Origin of the sequence: Enterobacter cloacae complex sp. P24RS (assembly GCF_014982165.1) — a bacterium.
Taxonomy (GTDB): domain Bacteria; phylum Pseudomonadota; class Gammaproteobacteria; order Enterobacterales; family Enterobacteriaceae; genus Enterobacter; species Enterobacter quasihormaechei.
In genome coordinates, this window is the sequence record NZ_JADCKU010000006.1 from 110,409 (window position 1) to 135,684 (window position 25,276).

Consider the following 25,276-nt stretch of genomic DNA (forward strand, 5'->3'; position numbering starts at 1 on the left):
GCCTGATAAGTGAGTTTCCTGATATCCCGATTATCAGCAATGCGGGAATAATCATGAGACCGGATTCCCCTCATGCCCCGCCGGAAAGTTTTAACTACCTTGCGGTTATCGGCGGTGAATTGCAGTATCTGGATTTAGGGTATCGGGGAGATAAAGCATATCTGGCGTATGCCCACCATGCCGGCGTTCCGCTTATTGGCATTGGCACCGGCAGTTTTGTCCTCGCGCAGGAAGGATTGCTGAATGAACGAAGAGCCTCTATACATCCTTTCCACCTGGACGCGTTTCGACAGGCATTCCCGCTGGTCTACGCTGAGCAAGGGTATGACTTTATTGATGATGGCGATGTGCTGACCTGCCCGGGCGGCATTTCCACCCTGACGCTGGCAACTGAGCTTATCCGCGCCCATGCCGGGGATGATATCGCCAGCACCACCTGCCAGCGTTTGTCGCTCGTCCCGCATGAAATTGCCACCCCCCGCCCGGCGAATCTGGCGTTGATCCCCGACTGCCGGCTGCGTCGCGCCGTCATGCTGATAGAACAATTCCTGACCCGGCCGCTCACAACCGCCGGGCTTGCGCGAGAAGTGGCATTGAGTGAACGCCAGCTTAACCGGCTGTTCACCGCCGAGTTTGGCAAAACGGCCCGCGAGTTTATCCGCAGCGCCAGGCTGCGCTATGCTTGCTGGCTGCTGAAGAACTCACAGCAAAGCGTGACGGATATTGCGCAGCGGATGGGGTTCAGCGACTGCGCGCATTTTATTCGTCATTTCCAGATGGAGTATGGCTGTACGCCTGGCGTATGGCGCACGTCGCAGAACTGAATGTCTGACGTGGATGTAAAATGCGGCTTATGTGGTTGCGCCATTAACTGTGGATACCATCGCGCTAGAGATGAAACGCAACCCGCTTGCCAGTGGGAAGTTCCACGTTGATGGAAAGTTTTCCGCCCATCGCTTCGATGTAACGCTTAAGCGTAGCAATCTTCAGATCGTTTCCACGCTGCTCCAGCTGTGTTACCGCAGGCTGACTTACGCCCATAAGATCGGCGACATGTTTTTGCGAGAGCTGAAGCTCTTCACGCAGAAGTTGCAGGCCGGTTTCGAGGAACATTTCCTCTGCCATCTCCTGAATGCGCTGTTGGCTTTCCGATGAGCGTGACGCAATCACTTCATTTAAGGTTTTCACTTGGCTGCCTCGCTGGCAGTTGTTCGATAAAACCGAACAACTGCATTTTCGACCCGTTAACCCTTATCAGAAATACTTCATAAGGGTAATGTCTGTAAGCTCGTAGTATGCCAGAAATAGTCGCTACGCCAGGTGGTTTGTATTTGATTTTGCGAGGTGCTTTCCAGGAAGCTGTGTTTGAATCGCTGCAAGCGCGTCTTCTATCTCGGTGAGCTTTGCCTTCGTCCTTTTATAATCGTCCTGCAACCTCTGCTCCTGCTCGTTATACGCCACCAGTACGATGCACCCTTTCATGACCTTTACTGTGACCTGCTGTCCGGTATCAAACCCCGCCGCGCGCAGCCACTTTCCGGAAAGGATGATTCTCGGCGTAGATTTGTCGTATACATTCGGGCGGTATCCCACAATTAACGAATGCTCGGTTCCGGATTGGTCGGTATTTGGGGTAGAATGCGAATCAGCCATAATCAACTCCTTGATAGTTGGTGAGGTTAGCTCTCGTCTGGTGTTGCGAGCACTGGGCGAGGGCGTTTCAATTTGAGGTTTTCGTATGTTAAGGTACGTACCTCAGTGAAGATATCTTGCTCTTGTAGGTACGTACATGTCAACAGCTAAACGCGACCCTAACAAATCTAAATCCGGAAAAGCTCCGACTTTCCAGATTCGTATTACGCCGGAGTTGAAGGCGCAGTTTGAAGAGGCTGCTAGGCATGAGGGAGTCAGTTTGGGCAATTGGCTAAAAAGCTTAGGCCGTAAAGAATTAGAAAACCTTAAATTAAAAAATAATTCAATCAATTGATTTTTTTATCGACGAACATAACTTTGATGCCTGCTGGCATTCAATCGCGGAGCTTTGGGCTATAGTGACAAAATGTGGTAAATCGCTAAGAGAGCAAGATGGTAATTTTGTGATTATTTCATTACATGCACATTTGAATTTATATGCGGTCAAAAAATGAAACCATGCATCTTCGAATTGTTTTTTATATTTAGGATCTTTTTCTGCTTTTTCCATAATTATTTCACAATTGTTTTCTAAAGCAGAAAAAGCCTTAATTGCATTAGTGTGGAATACCTTTATCAATCTCGTGCTGTTCCTTTTTAAATGTCCAATCAGAGCATCTTCAAAAGAATATAAAACATATTTTGCATATCTGTGAGCTTTATAAGCATCATTCAAAGACGTTACATTGTTGTGCGTGTGCGCATATGAATGACGCCAGGTTAATATTTGGTCATAAGTTTTATTGATTTCATTGCGAAGTTTTACAGTGGCTTTTTGAATTTTGCTCTCAAAGTAAGTAATATCACCGTCAAAATGAGAAAGATACTCCTTTAAGGTTTCAAATTTTATTCTACTGTTTAGATAGCTGTATTTTCGCTCTACTTGATGAGAAAATTTATCGTGATAAAAATCCGCATAATTTATTAAGATTGTTTTTACGCAGTTTTCATACGTTGCTGCAAGAGATACAACCATCAATCCAGAAAATTCGTTTCTTATTTTACTTCTTTTTATATCAGTCTCGGGAGCTAAATTGTTTAACTCCCGATAAAGAACGTCAATTTTTTCGAAAAATTCGCTGATGCAACTTTGTTTCATTTCGAAAGGTACTCCTTTGCTTTTTCGAATCGCATCTGTAACACGGCAACATCAGCAGTGGAAGTTGATGTACAATTTATGAAAACAGAATTATCTAATAAAGCATAATAGTTATCGTAAAAATTATCATTAAGATATTCTGGGTTTTCTAATAAAGTCACCATTATGGAGTCTAACACCGCCAAATTTACAACATTTCTTGGTCTAAATGGTTTTTCAATTGTCTTTGCTACAAAATCAATAACTTCCGGGAATCTATTTTTGAACGAAATGGCTTTTTGGCTTTGAAATGATTTTTCTTCATGCATTGATTTATTCAGGAAGCCTAGCATAGGTTTTTCATAATTTTCCCACGCTTGGTAAAGAGAAAATACTCGCAGTAATATTTCTATATCTTTCTGGTGTTTATCTCCGGTTTTAATATTAAGGATTTTACGCCAATTATTATCAGATGCTAACTTTCTTAAAACTTCAACTATTGGGCCGCGATACACAGCGTTTCTTATTTCTTGGGGTTTAAGTTGTGTGCCGCCAGTATTCAAACGCTCAAAAATATGAAATACGCTATCATTTCTTTTGCTTGGCTTAAGCTGTTTAATATGTATTGCTCGGAGGGTTGAGTTTCTTATCTTTCTTTGATCTTTAGGTGACAGGTCATTAAAGGTTAGTCCATTATATTGAGAAACTTCAGAAAGCCCTTTCAGCTTAAATATTTGCCTGCGACCTTTGATTTCTTCGCCAAAAAAACCTTCCATGAAATATTTTACAGACATTATTCTTTGCTGGCCATCAATGACTTCTAATTGGTCATCATCGTTAACGTAAAGAAATATTTGTGGAACTGGTAAACCCATTAAAAATGATTCAATAAGCTTTGAGGCTTGTTCTATTTTCCAGACATAGTTACGTTGGTAGAAAGGGATAATGATATCATTTCTAATTATTTGGTTAACTAATAGTTCAAGTGTTGGATCCGCAGGAGATACAGAAATATCGAATTCTACAAATGGGGTTTCATCAATTTCTTCCTCAGTATCTACATGTGATTCATTAATTTCTTCGTCTTTATCATTTAAAGAAAGTATTTCGTCCATAATGTAACTCACTGATGCAATTTAATAGACATAAATTAATATCAATGATGATCAAAGTAAAGCGGTCCTTTGGAGAATTGGCGGAAGATCACAGGAGTCGAACCTGCCCGGGAACGCTGGCGCCCCCAACTGGATTTGAAGTCCAGCCACCTCACCGGAGATGACGATCTTCCGCGCCTGCATTGCTACATGGAGGCGGGCGCATTATAGCTACTTTCAGGCATTTACCACATACCCCACACCACTTTTTTCACCTCTCTTTTGACCTTAACCCCCCTGTTTCGGCTAATTCTTAAGAAAATCCTCAGGTTAGCATTTTGTGCTCACCAACCTTTATCCCGATCACAAAAAACAAGAAACGTAATCTGCTAACCAGAAAACGCAATACCCGCTACTGAAACAATGGTTTAAAAAACGGTAACCGGTCTCAGCGCCCCCTACAGCGTGAAGGATAAAAAGATGAGCGAAGTCCTGTCAGTAAAAGAGAAGATTGGCTACGGCATGGGAGACGCCGCCAGCCACATCATTTTTGATAACGTCATGCTTTATATGATGTTTTTCTACACCGATATTTTTGGTATTCCCGCCGGGTTTGTCGGCACCATGTTCCTGCTGGCGCGCGCGCTGGATGCGATCTCCGACCCGTGCATGGGGCTGATCGCCGACCGCACCCGCAGCCGCTGGGGCAAGTTCCGCCCGTGGATTTTATTCGGTGCTATCCCGTTCGGCATCGTCTGCGTGCTGGCCTACACCACGCCGGACCTCAGCCTCAACGGCAAAATGGTTTACGCCGCTATCACCTACACGCTGCTGACCCTGCTTTATACCGTCGTCAACATCCCGTACTGCGCGCTGGGCGGGGTGATCACCAACGACCCGACGCAGCGTATCTCCCTTCAGTCCTGGCGCTTCGTGCTGGCAACGGCGGGCGGCATGCTCTCCACGGTGCTGATGATGCCGCTGGTGAACCTGATTGGCGGCGACGATAAGGCGTTCGGCTTCCAGGGCGGGATCGCCGTGCTGTCGGTGGTTGCGTTCTTGATGCTGGCGTTCTGCTTCTTTACTACCAAAGAGCGCATCCAGGTGCCGCCAAGCACTACCTCCATGCGGGAAGACCTGCGCGATATCTGGCAAAACGACCAGTGGCGCATCGTCGGCGTGCTGACCATCCTCAACATTCTCGCCGTCTGCGTGCGCGGCGGGGCGATGATGTACTACTGCACCTGGATCATGGGCTCGCCGGAAGTGTTCGTCGCGTTCCTCACCACCTACTGCGTCGGCAACCTGATTGGCTCCGCGCTGGCGAAACCGCTCACCGACTGGAAGTGTAAGGTCAGCATCTTCTGGTGGACCAACGCCGCGCTGGCGGTGGTCAGCGTGGCGATGTTCTTCGTGCCGATGCATGCCACCGTGCTGATGTTCGCCTTTATCTTTGTCATCGGCGTGCTGCACCAGCTGGTGACGCCAATTCAATGGGTGATGATGTCCGATACCGTCGACTACGGCGAATGGACCAATGGCAAACGCCTGACCGGCATCAGCTTTGCGGGCACGCTGTTCGTGCTAAAGCTCGGCCTGGCGCTGGGCGGAGCGATGATCGGCTGGATGCTGGCAGGCGGCGGCTACGACGCGGCGGCCAAAACCCAGAACAGCGCGACCATCAGCATCATTATCGGCCTGTTTACGCTGGCGCCGGCGATCTGCTACGTGCTGAGCGCCATCATCGCCAAACGCTACTACACGCTGAAAACCCCCTTCCTGACCAAAATCCTGAGCGAGCTGGCGCAGGGCGCGCGCCGCAATCAGCAGGATTTTGAAAACCTGCCGGTCAGTAAAGAATTGCAGAACTAAGAGGACGAAAGCATGAAAATCAGTGATGGAAACTGGCTTATTCAACCGGGCCTGAACGTGACGTATCCGGTTCAGGTGTTCGACGTGGAGCAGCAGGGCAATGACCTGGTGGTGTATGTGGCGCCGCGTGACGTGCGCGAACGCACCTGGCAACTCGACACGTTGATGTTCACGGTGCGCCTGTTTGCTCCGCAGGAAGGGATTGTCGGGGTGCGCATCGAGCACTTCCAGGGCGCGCTGAATAACGGCCCGCACTATCCGCTGAACGTTCTGAAAGAGGTGAAGGTCGAGATTGAAAACAACGCCGACTTTGCCGAGCTGAAAAGCGGCAGCGTCAGCGTGCGCGTCACCAAAGGCAAGTTCTGGGCGCTGGATTTCCTGCGCAACGGCCAGCGGATTACCGGCAGCCAGCTGAAAAACAACGGTTACGTGCAGGACAGCAACACCGACCGCAATTACATGTTCGAGCGGCTGGATCTCGGCGTGGGGGAAACGGTCTACGGCCTGGGCGAGCGCTTTACCGCCCTGGTGCGCAACGGCCAGACGGTCGAAACCTGGAACCGCGACGGTGGCACCAGCACCGAGCAGTCCTACAAAAATATCCCGTTCTACCTGACCAACCGCGGCTACGGCGTGCTGGTGAATCACCCGGAAAACGTCTCGTTTGAAGTCGGCTCCGAGAAGGTGTCCAAAGTGCAGTTCAGCGTGGAAGGGGAGTATCTGGAGTATTTCGTGATCGACGGCCCGACGCCGAAAGCGGTGCTCAACCGCTATACGCAGTTCACCGGGCGTCCGGCGCTGCCGCCTGCGTGGTCGTTCGGCCTGTGGCTGACCACCTCGTTCACCACCAACTACGATGAAGCGACGGTCAACAGCTTTATCGACGGCATGGCCGAACGCGGCCTGCCGTTGCACGTGTTCCACTTCGACTGCTTCTGGATGAAGGCCTTCCAGTGGTGTGATTTTGAGTGGGACCCGGTAACCTTCCCGGATCCGGAAGGGATGATCCGTCGCCTGAAAGAGAAAGGGCTGAAGGTCTGCGTGTGGATTAACCCGTACATCGGCCAGAAGTCGCCGATCTTCCGGGAGCTGAAAGAGAAGGGCTACCTGCTCAAGCGCCCGGACGGCTCCCTGTGGCAGTGGGACAAATGGCAGCCGGGGCTGGCGATTTACGACTTCACCAACTCGGACGCGTGCCAATGGTATGCCGACAAGCTGAAAGGCCTGGTGGATATCGGCGTCGACTGCTTCAAGACCGACTTCGGCGAGCGCATCCCGACGGACGTCCAGTGGTTCGACGGGTCCGATCCGCAGAAGATGCACAATCACTACGCCTACATTTATAACGAGCTGGTGTGGAACGTGCTGAAAGAGACGGTGGGTGAAGAAGAGGCGGTGCTGTTTGCCCGTTCTGCCTCCGTCGGGGCGCAACAGTTCCCGGTACACTGGGGCGGCGACTGCTACGCCAACTACGAATCGATGGCGGAAAGCCTGCGCGGTGGGCTGTCGATTGGCCTGTCCGGCTTCGGGTTCTGGAGCCACGATATCGGCGGGTTCGAAAACACCGCCCCGGCGCACGTCTATAAACGCTGGTGCGCGTTCGGGCTGTTCTCCAGCCACAGCCGCCTGCACGGCAGCAAATCCTACCGTGTGCCGTGGGTGTACGATGACGAGTCCTGCGACGTGGTGCGCCACTTCACGCAGCTGAAATGTCAGCTGATGCCGTACCTGTACCGTCAGGCGGCGCTGGCCCGCGAGTTCGGCACGCCGATGCTGCGCGCGATGATGCTGGAGTTCCCGGACGATCCGGCGTGCGATTACCTCGACCGCCAGTACATGCTGGGAGATTCGGTGATGGTCGCGCCAGTCTTCTCCGAGGCGGGCGACGTGCAGTTCTACCTGCCGGAAGGCCGCTGGACGCACCTGTGGCACAACGATGAAATCCAGGGCAGCCGCTGGCATAAGCAGCAGCACGATTTTATGAGCCTGCCGGTCTACGTGCGCGATAACACGTTGCTGGCGCTGGGTAACAATAACCAGAAGCCGGACTACGCGTGGCACGCGGGGACAGCCTTCCAGCTCTTTAACCTGAGCGATGGCGCAACGGCGGTGAGCGAGGTGCCGGCCGCGGACGGCTCGGTGATGTTTACGCTGAAGGTGTCACGTCAGGGCGACATCGTCACCTTTATGGGCGCAGGCGAGGCGCGTAACTGGTCCGTTTGCTTGCGCAACGTGCAGAAGGTCGGCGGCGTGAAGGGCGGCTCACACGCGGGCAGCGAGTGGGGTGTGGTGGTGAAAGCGGAGGGGGATGAGGTGGTGGTTCACCTCTGAGCCGTAAAAATGCCCGGTGGCGCTTCGCTTACCGGGCCTACGGTAATTATGATGTTTGATGTCCTCACCCAAACCCTCTTCCCGTGGGAGAGGGAACCAAAACCTCGTAGGCCGGGTAAGGCGAAGCCGCCACCCGGCTTTTTACTGTGCCGGAGCCACCGCCGACACCACGCCGCCGGTCATCGTCTGCTGCACCTGCTGTTTATCCATATTTACCGCGCTCAGCTTCCCATTCACCGTCGGCTTCAGTGGCGCATTCGCCTGCACGCTGCCGCTGGCGGTGAGCTGAATATTGCCGTCCCCCGCAATCGGCAGCGCTGGCCAGCCCCACTGCTGCAATACGTTGAGCGGTACGCCGCGCCCGTTCAGGCTCACGGTGGTTTGCCGCTGGGGCAGCTGTGACACGGTGGCGGTCGCTTCCAGGATCCCTTTCTCAGTAAAGGCGCTCAGGTCGGTAATATTTACCGTCGCGGCGTTGGCGTTCAGGGCCAGCGACGGGCGTCGCACGTCGACGCGGTTAAAGGTTGCTGCCGCGCCGTTCAGGGTTGCGTTACCGCCCCATATGCCCCATTTGCGATCTTTCGCCAGCCGCAGATTCGCGCCATAGCCGTCAAGGGAGGTGATCTGCCACGGGAAGGCAGGATCGATGTCGATCACCAGGTTGCGGCTCAGGCCAAATTTTTTCAGCGTCACGCTGTTCAGCCATGCCGGGAGCGGATCCATCCACAGCGTTTTCCAGTTTTCCGGAAGCGTATATTCCAGCCCGGCAATGGCAACGTCATCCAGCACCAGCGCCCGACCCTCGCGCAGCCAGTTGCCGGAGGTGCGCACCATGCCCCCTTCCCAGCGGGAGGTGAACTGACGCAGCGCAATGCCCTGAGGCGAGAATTCCGCGTTCAGGATGGGATCAAACAGATGCAGCGAACCGTAAATAAACTCGCTGGCGTTCATGGATAACCGTCCCTCCTGGCTCTGCCAGTCACCTTTACTCAGGGTGAGGTTACGCAGGCTGAGATCGAGGTCGGTTACCGCCCAGTCAGGCCCCTGTAGACGGGCATCGGTCACGTCCAGCCGCCCAATCTGTAACGAAGGCAGGGTGACGATTGGGGCGAAGAAATCCAGCAGCGATTTGTCACTCTGCATGCGGATCTCATTCAGACGCAGGGTATCAATCACCCAGCTGCCATCGGCATTACGCTGGGCAGAGCCCGTCAGGGAGCCGCGCCCCATATCGGCGCCGATGGTGTTAAGCACCACCTCATTGCCGTTCAGCTGCCCCTGAATCAGCACGTTATTCGCCGGTATGCCGTTGAGCGTGAGCGAGCCGGCGCTCATCTGAATGCGCGCGTTTTTCCCCAGCACGTTTCCCGCCTCGGGCTGCCACGGGCTGACGCCGCCCGTGACCTTTTGCGCGCTGAGATCCCACGCCGTGTTCGGGCTGTTAAAGGCCATGTTATTCAGTTGCAGACGGTCGGCCTGGAACGGCAGCGGCGCCGTCTGCGGCGATAAGTTCAGCGTGCCGTCGGACAGGGTGATGGCGTCCATGTGCAGAGGGTCGGTGATTTGGCGACTGCTTAAGCCGATATCCACCTTTTTAGCGACCAGCGTGGCCGGTTTGCCATCTCGTCCAAAGGTGACGTTTTCCAGAAGGATGTGAGAAGGGGATGAAAATCGGTGATCCATCAGGTCAAAGTTGAGCTCGTAATCGGTATTCACCGTGATCCAGCTGCTGACCTGCGATGCGCCCCAGCGGGTCTGGAGCAGAAAATAAAAGGCGAGCACTACGATGAGCAGGGCTACCAGAAGATAGATGAGCAGCTTTCCAATAAATTTCATGGTCTTCCTTCCCGCGAAACGTACATAAAGGAGTTATGCACGATTTATGCGCAATGCTCAAGGCGGGAATGGTGTAAAGAGGTGTCACGGCAGGCATTGACAGCCTGCCGTGAGGGGGATCAGTTCTTTTCAGGCGGGAAAACGAGGTTCAGCACGATAGCGGTAATACCGCCCGCGGCGATGCCGGAAGAGAGCAGGTTTTTCACCCAGTCCGGAGCAAACTGCAAAATCATCGGCTGCTGGGAGACGCCCAGACCCACGGCGAGCGACAGCGCGATAATCATGATTGCACGACGGTTCAGCGGCTCGCGGGAGACGATACGCACGCCGGAGGCGGCAATGGTGCCAAACATGACCAGCGTCGCGCCGCCCAGTACCGGCTCAGGAATGTGCTGCACAAACCCGCTCACTGCCGGGAACAGCCCGAGGACGACCAGCATCAGCGCCACCACGAAGCCCACGTAGCGGCTGGCCACGCCGGTCAGCTGGATCACGCCGTTGTTCTGGCCAAAGCAGGAGTTCGGGAAGGTGTTGAATACCGCCGAGACAAACGAGTTCAGCCCGTTTGCCAGCACGCCGCCTTTGAGGCGTTTCATGTACAGCGGGCCAGAGACCGGCTGCTCGGAAACGTCGGAGGTGGCGGTGATATCGCCGATGGTTTCCAGCGAGGTGATCATAAAGACCAGCATCAGCGGCAGCAGCAGACTCCAGTCAATGCCCAGGCCGTAGTAGAGCGGCGTTGGCACGGTAATCAGCGCGCTGTTGGTCGGCGCGGTGTTTTCCGGCAGCATACCCAGCGCCCACGCCAGCAGGTAACCGGCCGCCATGGCGATCACCAGTGATGCAACGCGCAGGTACGGGTTACGCTGGCGGTTAAGCAGAATAATGATCGCCAGCACTACGCCTGCCAGCAGCAGGTTTTTCGGGGCGCCAAAGGTATGGTCGCTCATTGCCGCGTAGCCGCCCCCGATGGAGGTCAGACCTACCTGAATCAGCGACAGGCCGATAATCATCACCACCACGCCGGAGACCAGCGGGGTGATCACCCGGCGCGCCAGGTGCAGAACGCGGGAGATAATCATCTCCGTGCAGCTTGCCAGCATCAGGGTGCCGAAAAGCGCCGCCATCATGGTCGGCACGTCCGCGCCGCCGGTTTTTAGCGCCGTACCGCCCATGATCAGCGGTGCCACAAAGTTAAAGCTGGTGCCCTGAATCGACAGCAAGCCCGATCCCACCGGACCCCAGGCCTTAATTTGAATGATGGAGGCCACGCCGGAGGCGAACAAAGACATACTAATGATGTGCTGCGTATCCTGTGCCGGTAACCCCAGCGCCTGGCAAATCAGCAGCGCCGGCGTGATGACCGCCACGAACATCGCCAGCAGGTGCTGACAGGCGGCAAAGAGGGTTTGAGGCAGCGGGGGACGATCTTCAAGGCGGTAAATCAGTTCGCTGTTTTGCTTCTGCGCAATCGGTTGCGCATCAGAAGACTCCAGAGTGTTAACAGACATCGGCGGCAATCCCACGGTGGAAAAGCGGGCATTTTAGCTGACCACCTGGTAAAAGCAAACGATTGCCAGCAAAAAAAAGAGAGAAAATCTGCCGGTGTGAGCAGGTTTTCTACAACCAACAGGAAAAAAAAATTACACTTTTCGCGCCGGCGGCTCATGACGAGCATCACCCGGCCCAGGATAACGCCGCGTGTGTATGGAACACGCGCATAACAGGAGCCTTCTATGATTCATCTCGATACGTTGTCGACCCTTGTTGCCGCAACGCTGGTTCTTCTGCTTGGTCGCAAGCTGGTACACAGTGTTTCCTTTCTGAAAAAGTACACCATTCCTGAACCCGTCGCCGGTGGATTGCTGGTGGCGCTGGCCCTGCTGGTGCTGAAAAAAAGCATGGGCTGGGAAATCGATTTTGATATGTCCCTGAAAGATCCGCTGATGCTGGCCTTCTTTGCCACTATCGGCCTGAACGCCAACCTGGCAAGCCTGCGTTCGGGCGGCAAGGTGCTGGGCGTTTTTCTGATTGTCGTGGTGGGCCTGCTGCTGATGCAAAACGCCATCGGTATCGGTATGGCGTCGCTGCTGGGGCTGGATCCGCTGATGGGCCTGCTGGCGGGGTCGATTACCCTGTCAGGCGGCCACGGAACGGGCGCGGCGTGGAGCAAGCTGTTCATCGAACGCTATGGCTTTGAAAACGCAACGGAAGTGGCGATGGCCTGCGCGACCTTTGGTCTGGTGCTTGGCGGCCTGATTGGTGGCCCGGTGGCGCGCTATCTGGTAAAGCACTCCACCACGCCGGAAGGCAGACCAGACGATGAAATGGTCCCGACCGCGTTTGAAAAACCGGACGTTGGCCGCAGCATCACCTCGCTGGTGATGATTGAAACCATCGCCATGATTGCCATCTGCCTCACCGTGGGCAAAATCGTTGCGCAATGGCTGGCGGGAACGGCGTTCGAACTGCCAACCTTTGTCTGCGTGCTGTTTATCGGGGTGATCCTGAGCAACGGTCTGGCGCAGATGGGCTTCTACCGCGTCTTTGAACGCGCGGTGTCCGTGCTCGGGAACGTCAGCCTGTCGCTGTTCCTGGCGATGGCGCTGATGAGCCTCAAGCTGTGGGAACTCGCCTCGCTGGCGCTGCCGATGGTGGCGATTCTGGCGGTGCAGGCCGTGTTTATGGCGCTGTATGCCATCTTTGTCACCTGGCGCATGATGGGCAAAAACTACGATGCGGCGGTGCTGGCAGCAGGACACTGCGGGTTTGGACTGGGGGCAACGCCAACGGCCATCGCCAACATGCAGGCGATCACCGAACGGTTCGGCCCGTCGCACATGGCGTTCCTGGTGGTACCGATGGTGGGCGCATTCTTCATTGATATCGTCAACGCGCTGGTCATTAAGCTCTACCTGATGCTGCCGATGTTTGGCTGACCGTCAGGCGTTGGAATACCGCTCGGTTTCCGGCATCCAGCGTTCAATCAACGCTGCCGCCTGTTCGGGGTAGCGTTCATGAATATGGCGCGCAAGGCGTTGTACTTCGGGGATCATGGCCTGATCGCGCAGCAAATCCGCCACTTTAAATTCGGCGTTACCCGTCTGACGCGTGCCCAGCAGTTCGCCCGGGCCGCGGATCTCCAGATCTTTTTGCGCAATGACGAAGCCGTCATTGCTGTCGCGTAAGACCTGCAACCGCATCTGCGCGGTTTTCGACAGCGGGGCTTTGTAGAGCAGCACGCAGTGAGAGGCGATCGCGCCACGGCCCACGCGGCCTCGCAGCTGGTGGAGTTGCGCAAGACCCAGGCGCTCCGGGTTCTCAATAATCATCAGGCTGGAGTTTGGCACGTCCACGCCCACTTCAATGACCGTCGTGGCGACCAACAAATGCAGCTCACCCTGCTTGAACGACTGCATCACCGCCTGCTTCTCGGCGGGCTTCATGCGCCCGTGCACCAGACCAACGTTCAGCTCCGGCAGGGCGAGCTTCAGCTCTTCCCACGTGGCTTCGGCAGCCTGGGCTTCCAGCAGCTCAGACTCTTCAATCAGGGTACAGACCCAGTAAGCCTGGCGGCCTTCCTGCGTGCAGGCGTTGCGCACACGGTCAATAATGTCGCTGCGGCGCGTGTCCGGAATGGCGACCGTGGTCACCGGCGTACGGCCTGGCGGCAGTTCGTCGATGGTGGAGGTATCCAGATCGGCATAGGCCGTCATCGCCAGGGTGCGCGGGATAGGCGTGGCGGTCATGATCAGCTGATGCGGATGGAAGCCCTGTTGCAGGCCTTTCTCCCACAGCGCCAGACGCTGATGCACACCAAAGCGGTGCTGTTCGTCGATAATGACCAACGCCAGGCCGTTAAACTGCACCTGTTCCTGGAAAATAGCGTGCGTGCCGACAATCATCTGCACCTGCCCGCTGGCAATGGCTTCCTGCTGCGCAAGGCGCGCTTTGCCCTTCTGCTTCCCGGCCAGCCAGCCCACTTCTATGCCCAGCGGGGCGAACCAGTTACGGAAATTGTTGGCATGCTGCTCGGCCAGCAGTTCCGTCGGCGCCATCAGCGCCACCTGCTTGCCGTGGGCGATGGCGCGTAACGCGGCCAGCGCGGCGACCAGCGTTTTACCGGAACCGACATCGCCCTGCACCAGACGCATCATCGGCACATCAAGCGCCATATCGCGTTCGATCTCGGCGGTGACCCGCGCCTGTGCGCCGGTGGGTTTAAACGGGAGTGAGGCCAGCAGCTTATCTTTAAGTTCATCGCGCTGGCTTAATGGCTGCGCGTGGAAGCGCTGCGCACCTGCGCGCAGTGCCAGCATGCTCAGGTTATGAGCCAGTAATTCCTCAAGGATAAGACGCCGTTGGGCGGGGTGTTTACCGCTTTCTAAATCAATAAGCTGAAGCGTTGGCGGTGGACGGTGCAGGGTGCGCAACGCCTCCGGCAGGCTCATCATGCCCTGCGCCAGCTCCGGTGGCAGCAGCTCGTTAATGGCGCAGGTATCGAGCAGCTCCAGCGCCTGGTCGGTGAGCTTGCGCAGCGTTGCCTGCTTGATGCCCTCGGTGGTCGGATAGACCGGCGTGAGCGTCTCCTGTAGCTCAGGTGAGCTAAGATCGCCCTGCACGCGGTATTCCGGGTGGATCATCTCCGCGCCGTATTTGCCACGTTTCGCTTCGCCGTACGCGAGCACGCGTCGTCCCGTGGCAAGGCTGTTTTTCATCGCCGCGCTGAAGTTGAAAAAGCGCAGGGTAAGAATGCCGGTCCCGTCGCTGATCTGGCAGGTCATCATCCTGCGTCCGCCAAAGGTGATGTTGCAGTTCAGCACTTCCCCTTCAACGGTGGCATAGATGGCAGGCAGCAGATCGCCAATCTTATAAAGCTGGGTGCGGTCTTCGTAACGCAGGGGGAGGTGGAGCAGGAGATCCTGCACGGTGTGCAGGCCAATTTTGGCCAGTTTACTGCTTTGTGCCGCGCCCACGCCCGTCAGGCTGTTGAGCGGTATGGCGTCCAGCAGGCGGCCTTTCATCTTTTACCCTGCGTACTGCATGGTGGACCACCACTCGGCATCGGCTTCAATTTCGCCTTGCGCGTTGACGTGGGGGTAAGGCAATTTCTTCTGCTTCGCAACGCGAGCCAGCACCGGATAGCCACCTTCAAACAGCAGGCGCTGCTGCTCATCTTCCGGCAGCATGCTGTTGCTGCGCTCGTACATTCCGGCGTTCTGACGCTGGCGCTGCGCTTCGTACAGAATCAGCGCAGAGGCGACCGACACGTTGAGCGACTGGACCATGCCGATCATCGGAATGATGATGTCCCGATCGGCCAGTTCCAGTGCTTCCTGCGTGATCCCCGTTTTCTCCTGGCCCATTAAAATACAGGTTGGACGGGTATAGTCGATCTCACGGAAATCCACGGCTTTAGCAGAGAGGTTGGTTGCCAGAACCTGCATACCACGCCCTTTCAGGTGCGAGACCGCTTCACCAATGCTCTGGTGCGTTTTAACGGATACCCAGCTGTTGCTGCCTGCGGCGGTGGAGGCCATGGTACGCATACGCGCGCCCGGCCAGACGGCGTGTACTTCATGCACGCCGACGGCATCTGCGGTGCGAACGATAGCAGAGACGTTATGAGGTTTATGGACCTGCTCCATGCAGACCGTCAGATCAGGCTGACGCCTGGCGAGCATTTCGCAGATTCGCTCGTAACGTTTTGAATTCATAATGCTAGTTTCGGTTTCGGGTGACTTTAATGACGTCCGGCATCACGCGGATCTTGCGCATAATATTCGCCAGATGCACGCGGTCACGGGCGGTCAGGCGAATAAAGGCGCTGTAAACGCGGCCATCTTTTTCTTCCGTATTCAGGCTCTGAATGTTGGACGAGGCCGTGTTGATCGCTGCCGTCAGGTTCGCCAGTGCACCCTGGTGGTTAAACATATCCACCTTGATTTCAGTAATAAATTCCTGCGCCGTCTCTTTATCCCACTCGACCGCCATGAACTTCTCAGGCTCTTTCTGGTAGCCACGGATGTTACGGCAGGATTCGTGGTGGATCACCAGCCCTTTACCTGGGCTGACGTGCGCAATAATCGGGTCGCCCGGGATAGGACGGCAGCATTTGGCGAAGGTGATGAGCACCCCGTCAGCGCCTTTGATCGGCAGGTGACCATGATTTTGTGCGTTAGCTGGAACGGCTGTCGTTTCGCCCTGTTGCAGATTCTTCGCCACGACCACGCTCATGGCGTTGCCGAGGCCAATCTCAGCCAGCAGGTCATCCAGCGAGGCGAGCTTCATACGCTCCAGCTCATGCTGAATGTTCTCTGGCGGGATTTCAGCCAGTTTGCGGCTGCCGCCCAGCGCGTGATTGAGCAGACGACGCCCCAGACTGACGGAGTCGTCACGCTTGAGGTTTTTCAGCAACTGGCGGATTTTTGCGCGCGCTTTTGAGCTCACGACAAAGTTCAGCCAGGCGGCGTTAGGCCGTGCGCCCGGCGCGGTAATAATTTCTACCGTCTGTCCGCTGAAGAGCGGCTGGGAGAGCGGGTAAGGCTGTCTGTCGACGCGGGCACCTACGCAGGCATGACCGATATCGGTATGCACGGCGTACGCGAAGTCGACCGGTGTCGCGCCCGCAGGCAGTTCGACAATGCGCCCTTCCGGCGTGAAAACGTAAATCTCATCCGGGAAGAGATCGGATTTAACGCTCTCGATAAATTCAAACGAGCTACCTGCACTCTGTTGCAGCTCCAGCAGGCTCTGCATCCAGCGTTGGGCGCGGATTTGCGCGGTAGTGCTGCTTTCGCCACCGTGCTCTTTATAGGCCCAGTGCGCCGCGACACCCATCTCTGCCATTTGATCCATGTCTTCGGTACGAATTTGCACCTCAACAGGGACACCGTGCGGGCCAATCATGGAGGTGTGCAAAGATTGATATCCGTTCGCTTTTGGAATGGCAATGTAATCTTTGACGCGCCCCGGACGTGGCTTGTACAGGCTGTGCATCTGCCCCAGCACGCGATAGCAGGTGTCTGAGTCATGGACGATCACGCGAAACGCGTAAATATCCATGATTGAGTGAAAACGCTGCTCTTTAAGCACCATTTTGCAGTAGATAGAGTACAAATGCTTTTCGCGACCGCTCACGCGGCACGGTATACCGGCTTCCTGCAAACGCCCTTCGATTTCAGAGAGGATCTTTTGAATCATCTCTTTACGGTTGCCGCGAGCGGCTTTCACCACCTCTTTAATCACGCGATAGCGGTTCGGGTACAACGCCTCAAAACCCAGCTCTTCCAGCTCGGTTTTAATGTGATGTATACCTAAACGGTGCGCCAGCGGACTGTAGATTTCGAGGGTTTCACGGGCGATGCGGCGACGTTTATCCGGGCGAAGTGAGCCCAGCGTGCGCATATTGTGGGTGCGGTCAGCAAGTTTGATGAGAATGACGCGGATATCCTGCACCATCGCCATGATCATCTTGCGAAAGTTTTCGGCTTGCGCCTCTTTCTTGTCGCGGAATTTCAGCTTATCAAGCTTAGAGACCCCTTCCACCAGTTCGGCAACGCTTTTGCCAAACAGCTGTTCCATATCCTGGTAGGTGGCAGGGGTATCTTCGATCACGTCATGCAGCAGGGCGGCCATCAGCGTTTCGTAGTCGAGTTTCATCTCGGCCAGAATACAGGCTACCGCTACCGGGTGCGTGATGTAAGGTTCACCGCTTGAACGTGTCTGGCCCTCGTGAGCGTCACGTGCAACGAGATACGCCTGCTGAAGACGCTTAATCTGGTCTTCAGGCAGGTAGGTTTGAATCAGTTGATTCAGGCTTTCAAACAGATACAAGGGCGACCCGCAGGTTTAATTAACGACGACCTTCAGCAATAGCGGTAACAGCTTGTAATTCAGCGGCTTCCTGCTCTTGCTGCTCCTGGCGCTCACGCACGTCGAGGATCTGGTTGTTGATCAGACCTTCTTCGATTTCGCGAAGTGCAATAACGGTGGTTTTATCGTTTTCTTCCGGTACCAGCGGATCTTTACCGCCTACCTGCATCTGACGAGCGCGACGCGCGGCGACCAGCACCAGGTCAAAACGGTTACCAATTTTCTCTACAGCGTCCTGAACAGTTACGCGTGCCATACTTAAAATGCTCCACAGGTGAAGAAATGACTGGGCATGATACTGAAAGTGGGTTCAGTCTGCCAACAGTTTGGTGATTAATGCGTCATGTCGCTGCTTCTGGCGGCTCATACGCAGACGTTCTGCGCGAAGGATAGTTTTGAGATCGCTCAGCGCGGCATCAAAATCATCATTCACAATAAGGTAATCATATTCCGCGTAATGGCTCATTTCTGCAACAGCCTGCGCCATACGCTTTGCGATAACTTCTTCGCTGTCCTGACCGCGACCACGCAGGCGGCGATCCAGCTCATCTTTCGATGGTGGTAAAATAAAGATACTGCGCGAATCAGGCATTTTCTTGCGAATTTGCTGCGCGCCCTGCCAGTCGATATCCAGGAACACGTTCACGCCTGTCGCCAGAACCTGCTCAATGGTTTCACGCGAGGTTCCGTAGTAGTTACCGAAAACTTCTGCGTGTTCAAGAAACGCGTCTCTGCCAATCATCGCCCTGAATTCATCGTGATTCACAAAGAAATAGTGTTCACCGTGCACTTCACCCGGACGCGGCGCCCGCGTGGTGTGAGAAACAGAAACCTGCGTATCGTACAACGGTTGGGTTTTTAACAGTGCCTGAATAAGGCTGGATTTACCCGCGCCACTAGGGGCAGAAACAATATAAAGCGTGCCTTGAGCCATGAGAGTCTTTTGTATGTGTTAACGAAGAAGTCCTACATACGGGCTTATTATACACGTCGCCGCTGTGTGACGTAGCCTTTGTCACACTTTTTCCCCTGGATTATTGATTTTGCGTGCCGTTTTCAGGTTTTACCCTCCTTTTGCTGCAATAAAAACAATGCGCTGAAGCACGCTCGTAAAATGCCTTTTTGCCGCTGGTCTGCGGCTCCCGGGCGGGGTATACCCTTCGCAAAACCGGGAGGGATGATAATGGTGAGATGGATAAGCATACTGATGTTCTTCTTAAGCAGCGGGGCGATGGCAATCTGCCCGGTCTGGTCGCCGTCGAAGGCCGGGCAGGAGATCGCGGCCCTGAAGGCGCAGCTGGCCCGCTGGAAAGATGCTTACTGGAAGCAGGGCAGCAGCGAGGTGAGCGACGACGTTTACGACAGGCTTAACGCCCGATTAAAACAGTGGCAGCGCTGTTTTCACGATGAGCCGCTGCACGACGATCTCCCTGCCGCCAGCGGGACGGTGAAGCACCCCTTCGCCCATACCGGCGTGCATAAGGCAGATAGCCAGCAGGCGCTTAGCCGCTGGATGGCCGCGCAGCAGGATCTCTGGGTGCAGCCAAAGGTGGATGGCGTAGCGGTCACCCTGGTCTACAAAAACGGAAGGCTGGTGCAGGCCATCAGCCGCGGCGATGGTTTGCAGGGGGAAGAGTGGACGGCTCAGGCGCGAATGATCCCCGCTATCCCGCAAACGCTGTCCGGGCCGCTTGCCAACAGCGTATTGCAGGGTGAACTTTTTCTGCTTCGCGAGGGGCATATTCAACAGCAGATGGGCGGTATGAATGCGCGAGCGAAGGTGGCGGGAGCGATGATGCGCGCGACCGATCGCGCAGCGCTGAAGCAGACAGGCATTTTTATCTGGGCCTGGCCGAACGGTCCAAAAATGATGAAAGCACGCCTTTCCGCGCTGGCCGAGGCCGGTTTTACCCTGACTGCGCGTTATACCTTGCCGGTTAAAAACGCGACTGACGTGGAAGCGCAGCGGACGGCCTGGTTTAAGGCTTCGTTACCCTTTGCCACGGATGGCATTGTGGTTCGCGCCTCGGCAGAGCCGCCGGGCGAGCAATGGCTGCCGGGAGAAGGGAACTGGGTCATCGCGTGGAAATATCGTCCTGTGGCCCAGGTGACGGAAGTCAAAGCCATTCATTTTACCGTTGGCCGTACCGGGCGGATCACGGCGATTGCGCAGCTTGAGCCGCTTATGCTCGACGATAAACGTGTACAGCGCGTGAGCCTGGGATCGGTCAACCGCTGGCAGATGCTGGATATTGCGCCCGGCGATCAGGTGCTGGTAAGCCTGGCGGGACAAGGTATTCCCCGGCTGGATAAGGTGGTATGGCGCAATGTGGATCGCCATAAACCACAGCCGCCCTCATCGCGCTATAACGGCTTAACCTGTTTCTACGCCTCCACGGAATGCATGGAGCAATTTTTTGCCCGGCTGACGTGGCTAAGCTCCAGCCAGGCGTTAGATATCAAAGGGATGGGCGAGTCGGGGTGGCGTAACCTCTATCAGGCGCATCGGTTTGAGCATCTCTTCTCCTGGCTACAGCTCACGCAGGCGCAGCTCGCTGCGACGCCGGGGATATCGGCAACGCATGGCGCTGCGCTATGGCATCAGTTTAACCTGGCGCGGGAGCGTCCTTTTATCCGCTGGATCGCCGCGATGGGAATACCGCTGTCCCGGTCGACGCTGAAGGCGGCAGGGGATCGCTCCTGGCAGGCGCTGGTTCAACGAAGCGAAGCGGAGTGGCGGAGGCTGCCGGGTACCGGACAGGAGAAGGCCCGTCAGATCGTAGACTGGCTGCATCAGCCGCAGATTGATGCGCTGGCGAGGTGGCTGGCCGCACAGCACATTGGTGGATTTTAATCTGCGTGCGCTCCTGAAGAGACTGGCAAGGGGCGCATTATTACGCTGTTGTTAATACGCGTATTTATGAAAAGGGGTTTAATATACATAATAATTATGAGTAAAAATAAAGTATTCACGACATATATATTTGATGGGATATTATTCCTGCCAACTCTTTCAAGGATCGGTTTAATTGATCTCAATCATTATTAATCAAGAATAATAGACTGGCATGAAGGTTTCATGGAGGCGTTGTCTTGGGTTTTTGGGGTCTTATTTCTTATTATTTCAGTGACTTAATTATTTTATTAATAATGTGCTGAACGTTTTCCAGGTTAACAATTAGTCATATTTATTCTGGCGGAAATCATTGCGTCAAATTATTTTAAGAATTATCTTATCTGAAATTATTAAGGTAGTGACCGCTGGGGTGCAATTTGCATCACTTCTGCGTTTTCCTTTCTTTTGCGCCCCGTAAGGGAGTTAACTATCTGAACTCCTATTGAAGCCATTAAGAGTATTGAAATATATCCTGACGGTTTATGTGCGCTGGTGTTCAGAGCTCAGGGCTTTTACATGGATGATTTCCCGTCCCTGTCGGGCCGGGATTCAGCCCCGGGCGTTTTGCCCGTTAACGGGGGCCTGGTTTCCAGGTGCTCATCTTTCCTTCATTTGAATGAGGAACATAAATGAAAAAGAGGCTTTGTACAGTGCTTACGGCACTCACGCTGGCGGCAGCACTGCCTGCTATGGGGGCAACCACCGAAGCAGGTAGCGCCAGCGCAGCAACCGGCGAAACGACAACCGGGTCAACAACCGGAGCGACAACCGGTACAGCGACCGGGACAACAACCGGAGCGACAACCAGTGCAACGGTGGGAGCTACCGCTGGCACCACGGGAGGGCTGGCGGCAGGTGCGATTGGCACGACCGCTGTTGTCACCACCGCTGCGATTGCCGGTGTAGCGTCGTTAGCCGTTGTCGCGGCAAGCGACAGTGGCGATGACTCAGGCAACGGTACTTCCACGACGACAGTTACCCGCTAAGGCTGCTGGTGCGCAAGGCGAAATAGCCTTCCGCTTAACAGCGCAACAACCTGACCCGGTGGCAACATCAACGCCGGGTATTTAGTTGATTCTAATGTTATTTAATAAAAGATTTCTGGTGAGACTGTTTATTCTGCTCATCATGATTCTGCCGATCCAGGGCTGTACGCCGAGTCAGCAGAGCATCATTGAGACCTTTAACGCCAGCCTGGCCGGGCGCCAGGATGTGACGCTAACGGACGGGCAGATTCAGGCGCTCCCTTACTCAACCATGTACCTGCGTCTTGATAATGGCCCGAGGATCCTGGTGGTTCTCGGATATATCGAACAGGAAAACAGTAAATGGTTATCGCAGGATAATGCGATGATCGTCACGCATAACGGTCGCCTTATCCACACGCTGAAGCTTCCCTATAACCTGCTTGAGGTGTCCAGCCTGGAGCACGATCCGCTGCGCCACGCGCAGCAGCTCCACGACGGCAGCCGGTGGTCGCGCGATGTGCGCTGGCAGGAAGAGGGGCGTTATCGCTCCGCACGCCTGACCTCGCGCTTCTCCCTGAGCGGGACTGAAAATCTGACCATTGCCGGCGATACGCTGCATTGCCAGGTCTGGCAGGAGACGGTGCAGGCCGACGGCCTCGGTCGTCGCTGGCAGAACACCTTCTGGATTGATTCCGCCACCGGCCAGGTACGCCAGAGTGAACAGATGCTCGGCGCTGGCGTATTCCCTGTCGCCATGACGATGTTGAAGCCCGCCCCATGAACAGACTCAAAAAATGGCTACCTGGCGTAGGGCTATCACTCTTCAGCCTGCCCGGCTTATGTGCAGGCGTCGTTACCGTGCATCAGCCGGGAAAAACGTGGTCTGCCGGACAGGCCGACACGCTCTCCCAACTGGTTACCCAGCCGCAGCTGAACAACGTCTGGTGGCAGGGCGCTGCGATCGCAACCCCTTCCGCCACGCTGCGCGCGCAGCAGACGCAGCAGCAGGTGCTGGCGGCGCTTTCAGCCTGGCAGAATCGCGCTGATGACGGGCGGACCGCGACCGTTCGTGCTGTCGCTGCGCAGATCCAGTCCCTGCGGATCGTCGGGCGGCAGTTTGTCAGCCTCGATCCAGACGCAGTGCGTACCGACGCCCACGGCGATCGTCCCCTGAAGGGCCGTTACGATCTGTGGCTCTCGCCTGCACCTCGCACCGTCACGCTGATGGGGGCGGTCGCTACGCCGGGGAAACTGGCCTGGCGACCGGGCGCAAGCGTTCGGGATTACTTACAGGGGCAGGCGCGGCTGGCCGGAGCCGACAGGAATAACGTGACCGTTATCGATCCTGACGGCAGTACGGTTGTTGCGCCGGTGGCGTACTGGAACGCACGCCATATTGAAGCAGAGCCGGGCGCTGTTTTGTGGGTGGGTTTTGATCCCCGGACGGTGCCGGACGATTTTACCGGGCTGAATGAGCAAATCGTTGCGCTCCTGACGCGGCGGATACCTGACTAATGAACAAACTTTTTTTACTGAGCGGCCTTGCTCTGGCTATCTCTGCTGCCTGCCACGCGGAGCTGCGTACCTGGCCCGATCCCACTGGACCTTCGCAGTCCGACTTTGGCGGCACCGGCCTGATGCAAATGCCCGACGCGCGCTTTGGCAGGGAGGGAGAGTTTAGCGTCAACTATCGCGATAACGATCAGTACCGTTTTTACTCCTCTTCCGTCGTGCTCTTTCCGTGGCTGGAAGGGACGATTCGTTATACCGACGTCCGCACCCGCAAATACAGCAGCGACGAGGATTTCAGCGGCGAGCAAAGCTACAAGGATAAGTCGTTCGACTTTAAGGTTCGTCTGTGGGAAGAGGGCTACAGCCTGCCGCAGATAGCGCTCGGCAAGCGCGACATTGCGGGCACCGGCCTGTTCGACGGTGAATATCTGGTTGCCAGCAAAATGGCCGGTCCGGTCGATTTTACCTTTGGAATTGCCTGGGGATATCCCGGTAATAGTAACAACGTGGGCAACCCGCTTTGCCACGACAACAATACCTATTGCACCCGCGGCGAGTCGCATGATGCCGGGGATATCAGCTTTAGCGATATGTTTCGTGGTCCGGCGTCGCTGTTTGGCGGCCTACAGTATCAGACGCCCTGGCAGCCCCTGCGCCTGAAGCTGGAGTATGACGGCAACAACTATGCCGATGATTTTGCCGGCTCCCTTAAGCAGTCGAGCCATATCAACGTGGGGGCGGTCTATCGCGTTGCCGACTGGGCGGATCTCAATCTCAGCTATGAACGCGGCGATACGCTGATGTTTGGTTTTACGCTGCGGACCAACTTCAACGACCTGCGCCCCGCGCTGCGTGATAACCCGAAACCGGCCTGGCAACCGGCACCGGCAGGCGAGACGCTGAACTATACCTCGGCGGCAAACCAGCTCACCGCGCTTAAGTACAACGCAGGCTTCGATGCGCCGGAGATCCTTCAGCACGGCAATACGTTATACATGACCGGCGAGCAGTATCGCTATCGCGATCCGCGCGAAGCGGTAGATCGCGCCAACCGTATTATCATCAATAACCTGCCCGACGGGGTCGACACGATCGATATCACCCAGCAGCGTGACCATCTGCCGCTGGTCACGACGCAAACCGATGTCGCCAGCCTGCGCAAACGGCTGGCGGGGCAGCCGCTCGGCCAGGAAGAGACGCTCAGGCAGCAGCGCGTCGAGCCTGTGGATACTACAGCGTTCGGGCGCGGCTACCGTATTCGCGCCGATCGCTTCAGCTACAGCGTTAAACCAACGCTGGCGCAGTCGCTGGGCGGTCCGGAAGATTTCTACATGTTCCAGGTGGGAGTGATGGCCAGCGCCAGTTACTGGCTGTCCGATCGTCTGCTGCTCGACGGCGGCGTGTTCGCCAACCTCTATAACAACTACGACAAGTTTAAATCCTCGCTACTCCCCGCCGACTCCAGCCTGCCGCGCGTCAGAACCCATATTCGCGATTATGTCGGCAATGACGTCTACATCAACAACTTACAGGCCAACTACGTCGATGCGCTGGGGCACGGCTTCTATGCCCAGATTTATGGCGGTTACCTCGAAACCATGTACGGCGGCGTGGGGGCAGAGGCGCTCTGGCGCCCACTGGACAGTGACTGGGCGCTGGGTGTGGATGCGAACTACGTCAAACAGCGCGACTGGGACGACATGATGCGCTTTACCGATTACAGCGCGCCAACCGGATTTATCACCGGCTACTGGAACCCGAGGAAGCTCAACAGCGTGCTGATGAAGCTGAGCATCGGGCAGTACCTGGCGAAGGATAAAGGCGCCACCCTCGACGTCGCGAAGCGATTCGACAGCGGCGTGACGGTAGGCGTCTGGGCGGCACTGACGAACGTCTCGAAAGAGGATTATGGGGAAGGTGGCTTTAGCAAAGGCTTCTACATCTCGATCCCGCTCGATCTGATGACGATCGGCCCAAATCGCAACCGGGCGGTGGTCTCGTGGACGCCCCTCACGCGTGATGGCGGCCAGATGTTAGGCCGTAAATATCAGCTTTATAGCATGACGTCAGAACGCGAAACCCCGGTAGGGCAGTAGTACCGGATGAAACAGACATTACTTAA

The 25,276-nt window shown here is 55.6% G+C and carries 21 protein-coding genes and 1 tRNA gene; 10 read left to right on the plus strand and 12 right to left on the minus strand.

What is annotated here, in order from left to right; all coding sequences use genetic code 11:
• Window positions 1-53: 53 nt before the first annotated feature.
• Window positions 54-824 carry a GlxA family transcriptional regulator gene (locus tag INF58_RS08370; protein ID WP_226847972.1) on the plus strand — a complete coding sequence of 257 codons (771 nt, stop codon included), beginning with the start codon at window positions 54-56 and terminating at the stop codon, window positions 822-824.
• Window positions 825-888: 64 nt separating this feature from the next.
• On the opposite strand, the gene INF58_RS08375 is transcribed toward INF58_RS08370, so the two are convergent.
• Together INF58_RS08375 and INF58_RS08380 are read right to left on the minus strand one after the other, a co-directional pair.
• Window positions 889-1,188, minus strand: a complete 300-nt coding sequence (locus INF58_RS08375) for an XRE family transcriptional regulator (protein ID WP_063868738.1) — start codon at window positions 1,186-1,188, stop codon at window positions 889-891.
• 123 nt (window positions 1,189-1,311) lie between these two features.
• The gene (locus INF58_RS08380) at window positions 1,312-1,653 is read right to left on the minus strand and encodes a SymE family type I addiction module toxin (RefSeq protein WP_193527497.1); all 342 of its coding nucleotides are present in this window, start codon (window positions 1,651-1,653) and stop codon (window positions 1,312-1,314) included.
• 136 nt (window positions 1,654-1,789) lie between these two features.
• Here INF58_RS08380 and INF58_RS08385 point away from each other — a divergent pair, with 136 nt between their 5' ends.
• Entirely contained in the window at window positions 1,790-1,987 is a 198-nt protein-coding gene (locus INF58_RS08385) for a toxin-antitoxin system HicB family antitoxin (protein WP_193527498.1), read from the plus strand.
• Here INF58_RS08385 and INF58_RS08390 read toward each other — a convergent pair.
• The 3 genes from INF58_RS08390 to INF58_RS08400 form a co-directional block, all read right to left on the minus strand.
• Window positions 1,976-2,791, minus strand: a complete 816-nt coding sequence (locus tag INF58_RS08390; protein WP_193527499.1) for a HEPN domain-containing protein — start codon at window positions 2,789-2,791, stop codon at window positions 1,976-1,978. The genes INF58_RS08385 and INF58_RS08390 overlap by 12 nt on opposite strands.
• Window positions 2,788-3,885, minus strand: a complete 1,098-nt coding sequence (locus INF58_RS08395) for a DUF262 domain-containing protein (protein ID WP_193527500.1) — start codon at window positions 3,883-3,885, stop codon at window positions 2,788-2,790. Before INF58_RS08395 ends, INF58_RS08390 begins: the two co-directional genes overlap by 4 nt.
• A gap of 78 nt (window positions 3,886-3,963) precedes the next feature.
• Window positions 3,964-4,058 (minus strand) — tRNA-Sec (locus INF58_RS08400).
• Window positions 4,059-4,344: 286 nt separating this feature from the next.
• On the opposite strand from INF58_RS08400, the gene INF58_RS08405 reads away from it, so the two are divergent.
• Both INF58_RS08405 and yicI read left to right on the plus strand, forming a co-directional pair.
• Window positions 4,345-5,736, plus strand: a complete 1,392-nt coding sequence (locus tag INF58_RS08405; RefSeq protein WP_193032425.1) for a glycoside-pentoside-hexuronide family transporter — start codon at window positions 4,345-4,347, stop codon at window positions 5,734-5,736.
• Between the two features lie 12 nt (window positions 5,737-5,748).
• The gene (yicI, locus tag INF58_RS08410) at window positions 5,749-8,067 is read left to right on the plus strand and encodes an alpha-xylosidase (RefSeq protein ID WP_193527501.1); all 2,319 of its coding nucleotides are present in this window, start codon (window positions 5,749-5,751) and stop codon (window positions 8,065-8,067) included.
• A gap of 141 nt (window positions 8,068-8,208) precedes the next feature.
• Here yicI and INF58_RS08415 read toward each other — a convergent pair whose 3' ends face one another.
• Together INF58_RS08415 and xanP are read right to left on the minus strand one after the other, a co-directional pair.
• Window positions 8,209-9,903 (minus strand): AsmA family protein, encoded by a 1,695-nt coding sequence (locus INF58_RS08415; RefSeq protein WP_193527502.1) that lies wholly within the window; start codon window positions 9,901-9,903, stop codon window positions 8,209-8,211.
• A 119-nt stretch (window positions 9,904-10,022) separates the two neighbouring features.
• Entirely contained in the window at window positions 10,023-11,414 is a 1,392-nt protein-coding gene (xanP, locus tag INF58_RS08420; protein WP_063868754.1) for a xanthine/proton symporter XanP, read from the minus strand.
• A 225-nt stretch (window positions 11,415-11,639) separates the two neighbouring features.
• On the opposite strand from xanP, the gene gltS reads away from it, so the two are divergent.
• A complete protein-coding gene (gene gltS / locus INF58_RS08425; protein ID WP_006812438.1) occupies window positions 11,640-12,842 on the plus strand; it encodes a sodium/glutamate symporter in 1,203 nt (400 codons plus the stop codon).
• A gap of 3 nt (window positions 12,843-12,845) precedes the next feature.
• Here the strand turns inward: gltS and recG are convergent, their stop codons facing one another.
• The 5 genes from recG to gmk are packed head-to-tail and all read right to left on the minus strand — an operon-like array spanning window position 12,846 to window position 18,712.
• Window positions 12,846-14,927, minus strand: a complete 2,082-nt coding sequence (gene recG, locus INF58_RS08430) for an ATP-dependent DNA helicase RecG (RefSeq protein ID WP_063868759.1) — start codon at window positions 14,925-14,927, stop codon at window positions 12,846-12,848.
• 3 nt (window positions 14,928-14,930) lie between these two features.
• On the minus strand, window positions 14,931-15,620 hold the full coding sequence (gene trmH, locus INF58_RS08435) for a tRNA (guanosine(18)-2'-O)-methyltransferase TrmH (protein ID WP_063868761.1): 690 nt from the start codon (window positions 15,618-15,620) through the stop codon (window positions 14,931-14,933).
• Between the two features lie 4 nt (window positions 15,621-15,624).
• On the minus strand, window positions 15,625-17,739 hold the full coding sequence (spoT, locus tag INF58_RS08440) for a bifunctional GTP diphosphokinase/guanosine-3',5'-bis pyrophosphate 3'-pyrophosphohydrolase (protein WP_022646616.1): 2,115 nt from the start codon (window positions 17,737-17,739) through the stop codon (window positions 15,625-15,627).
• 19 nt (window positions 17,740-17,758) lie between these two features.
• Window positions 17,759-18,034 carry a DNA-directed RNA polymerase subunit omega gene (gene rpoZ / locus INF58_RS08445; protein WP_000135058.1) on the minus strand — a complete coding sequence of 92 codons (276 nt, stop codon included), beginning with the start codon at window positions 18,032-18,034 and terminating at the stop codon, window positions 17,759-17,761.
• Window positions 18,035-18,088: 54 nt separating this feature from the next.
• Complete coding sequence (gene gmk, locus INF58_RS08450) at window positions 18,089-18,712, minus strand: guanylate kinase (protein WP_006177710.1); 624 nt, start codon at window positions 18,710-18,712, stop codon at window positions 18,089-18,091.
• Window positions 18,713-18,961: 249 nt separating this feature from the next.
• On the opposite strand from gmk, the gene ligB reads away from it, so the two are divergent.
• The 5 genes from ligB to INF58_RS08475 all read left to right on the plus strand — a co-directional run bounded on the left by ligB (window position 18,962) and on the right by INF58_RS08475 (window position 25,250).
• Window positions 18,962-20,632, plus strand: a complete 1,671-nt coding sequence (gene ligB, locus INF58_RS08455; RefSeq protein ID WP_193527503.1) for an NAD-dependent DNA ligase LigB — start codon at window positions 18,962-18,964, stop codon at window positions 20,630-20,632.
• Window positions 20,633-21,303: 671 nt separating this feature from the next.
• A complete protein-coding gene (locus INF58_RS08460; RefSeq protein WP_193527504.1) occupies window positions 21,304-21,660 on the plus strand; it encodes a hypothetical protein in 357 nt (118 codons plus the stop codon).
• A gap of 118 nt (window positions 21,661-21,778) precedes the next feature.
• Window positions 21,779-22,423 carry a YjbF family lipoprotein gene (locus tag INF58_RS08465; RefSeq protein WP_193527505.1) on the plus strand — a complete coding sequence of 215 codons (645 nt, stop codon included), beginning with the start codon at window positions 21,779-21,781 and terminating at the stop codon, window positions 22,421-22,423.
• Window positions 22,420-23,157 carry a capsule biosynthesis GfcC family protein gene (locus tag INF58_RS08470; RefSeq protein ID WP_227415049.1) on the plus strand — a complete coding sequence of 246 codons (738 nt, stop codon included), beginning with the start codon at window positions 22,420-22,422 and terminating at the stop codon, window positions 23,155-23,157. Before INF58_RS08465 ends, INF58_RS08470 begins: the two co-directional genes overlap by 4 nt.
• The gene (locus INF58_RS08475) at window positions 23,157-25,250 is read left to right on the plus strand and encodes a YjbH domain-containing protein (protein ID WP_193527506.1); all 2,094 of its coding nucleotides are present in this window, start codon (window positions 23,157-23,159) and stop codon (window positions 25,248-25,250) included. Before INF58_RS08470 ends, INF58_RS08475 begins: the two co-directional genes overlap by 1 nt.
• Window positions 25,251-25,276 lie beyond the last annotated feature (26 nt).

Excerpts from the sequence above, each read along its gene's own strand:
- INF58_RS08370 (WP_226847972.1), top strand. The coding sequence starts at position 54 with ATGAGACCGGATTCCCCTCATGCCCCGCCGGAAAGTTTTAACTACCTT.
- INF58_RS08380 (WP_193527497.1), bottom strand. The coding sequence starts at position 1,653 with ATGGCTGATTCGCATTCTACCCCAAATACCGACCAATCCGGAACCGAG.
- INF58_RS08385 (WP_193527498.1), top strand. The coding sequence starts at position 1,790 with ATGTCAACAGCTAAACGCGACCCTAACAAATCTAAATCCGGAAAAGCT.
- INF58_RS08390 (WP_193527499.1), bottom strand. The coding sequence starts at position 2,791 with ATGAAACAAAGTTGCATCAGCGAATTTTTCGAAAAAATTGACGTTCTT.
- INF58_RS08395 (WP_193527500.1), bottom strand. The coding sequence starts at position 3,885 with ATGGACGAAATACTTTCTTTAAATGATAAAGACGAAGAAATTAATGAA.
- INF58_RS08405 (WP_193032425.1), top strand. The coding sequence starts at position 4,345 with ATGAGCGAAGTCCTGTCAGTAAAAGAGAAGATTGGCTACGGCATGGGA.
- yicI (WP_193527501.1), top strand. The coding sequence starts at position 5,749 with ATGAAAATCAGTGATGGAAACTGGCTTATTCAACCGGGCCTGAACGTG.
- INF58_RS08415 (WP_193527502.1), bottom strand. The coding sequence starts at position 9,903 with ATGAAATTTATTGGAAAGCTGCTCATCTATCTTCTGGTAGCCCTGCTC.
- xanP (WP_063868754.1), bottom strand. The coding sequence starts at position 11,414 with ATGTCTGTTAACACTCTGGAGTCTTCTGATGCGCAACCGATTGCGCAG.
- gltS (WP_006812438.1), top strand. The coding sequence starts at position 11,640 with ATGATTCATCTCGATACGTTGTCGACCCTTGTTGCCGCAACGCTGGTT.
- recG (WP_063868759.1), bottom strand. The coding sequence starts at position 14,927 with ATGAAAGGCCGCCTGCTGGACGCCATACCGCTCAACAGCCTGACGGGC.
- trmH (WP_063868761.1), bottom strand. The coding sequence starts at position 15,620 with ATGAATTCAAAACGTTACGAGCGAATCTGCGAAATGCTCGCCAGGCGT.
- rpoZ (WP_000135058.1), bottom strand. The coding sequence starts at position 18,034 with ATGGCACGCGTAACTGTTCAGGACGCTGTAGAGAAAATTGGTAACCGT.
- gmk (WP_006177710.1), bottom strand. The coding sequence starts at position 18,712 with ATGGCTCAAGGCACGCTTTATATTGTTTCTGCCCCTAGTGGCGCGGGT.
- ligB (WP_193527503.1), top strand. The coding sequence starts at position 18,962 with ATGGTGAGATGGATAAGCATACTGATGTTCTTCTTAAGCAGCGGGGCG.
- INF58_RS08460 (WP_193527504.1), top strand. The coding sequence starts at position 21,304 with ATGAAAAAGAGGCTTTGTACAGTGCTTACGGCACTCACGCTGGCGGCA.
- INF58_RS08470 (WP_227415049.1), top strand. The coding sequence starts at position 22,420 with ATGAACAGACTCAAAAAATGGCTACCTGGCGTAGGGCTATCACTCTTC.
- INF58_RS08475 (WP_193527506.1), top strand. The coding sequence starts at position 23,157 with ATGAACAAACTTTTTTTACTGAGCGGCCTTGCTCTGGCTATCTCTGCT.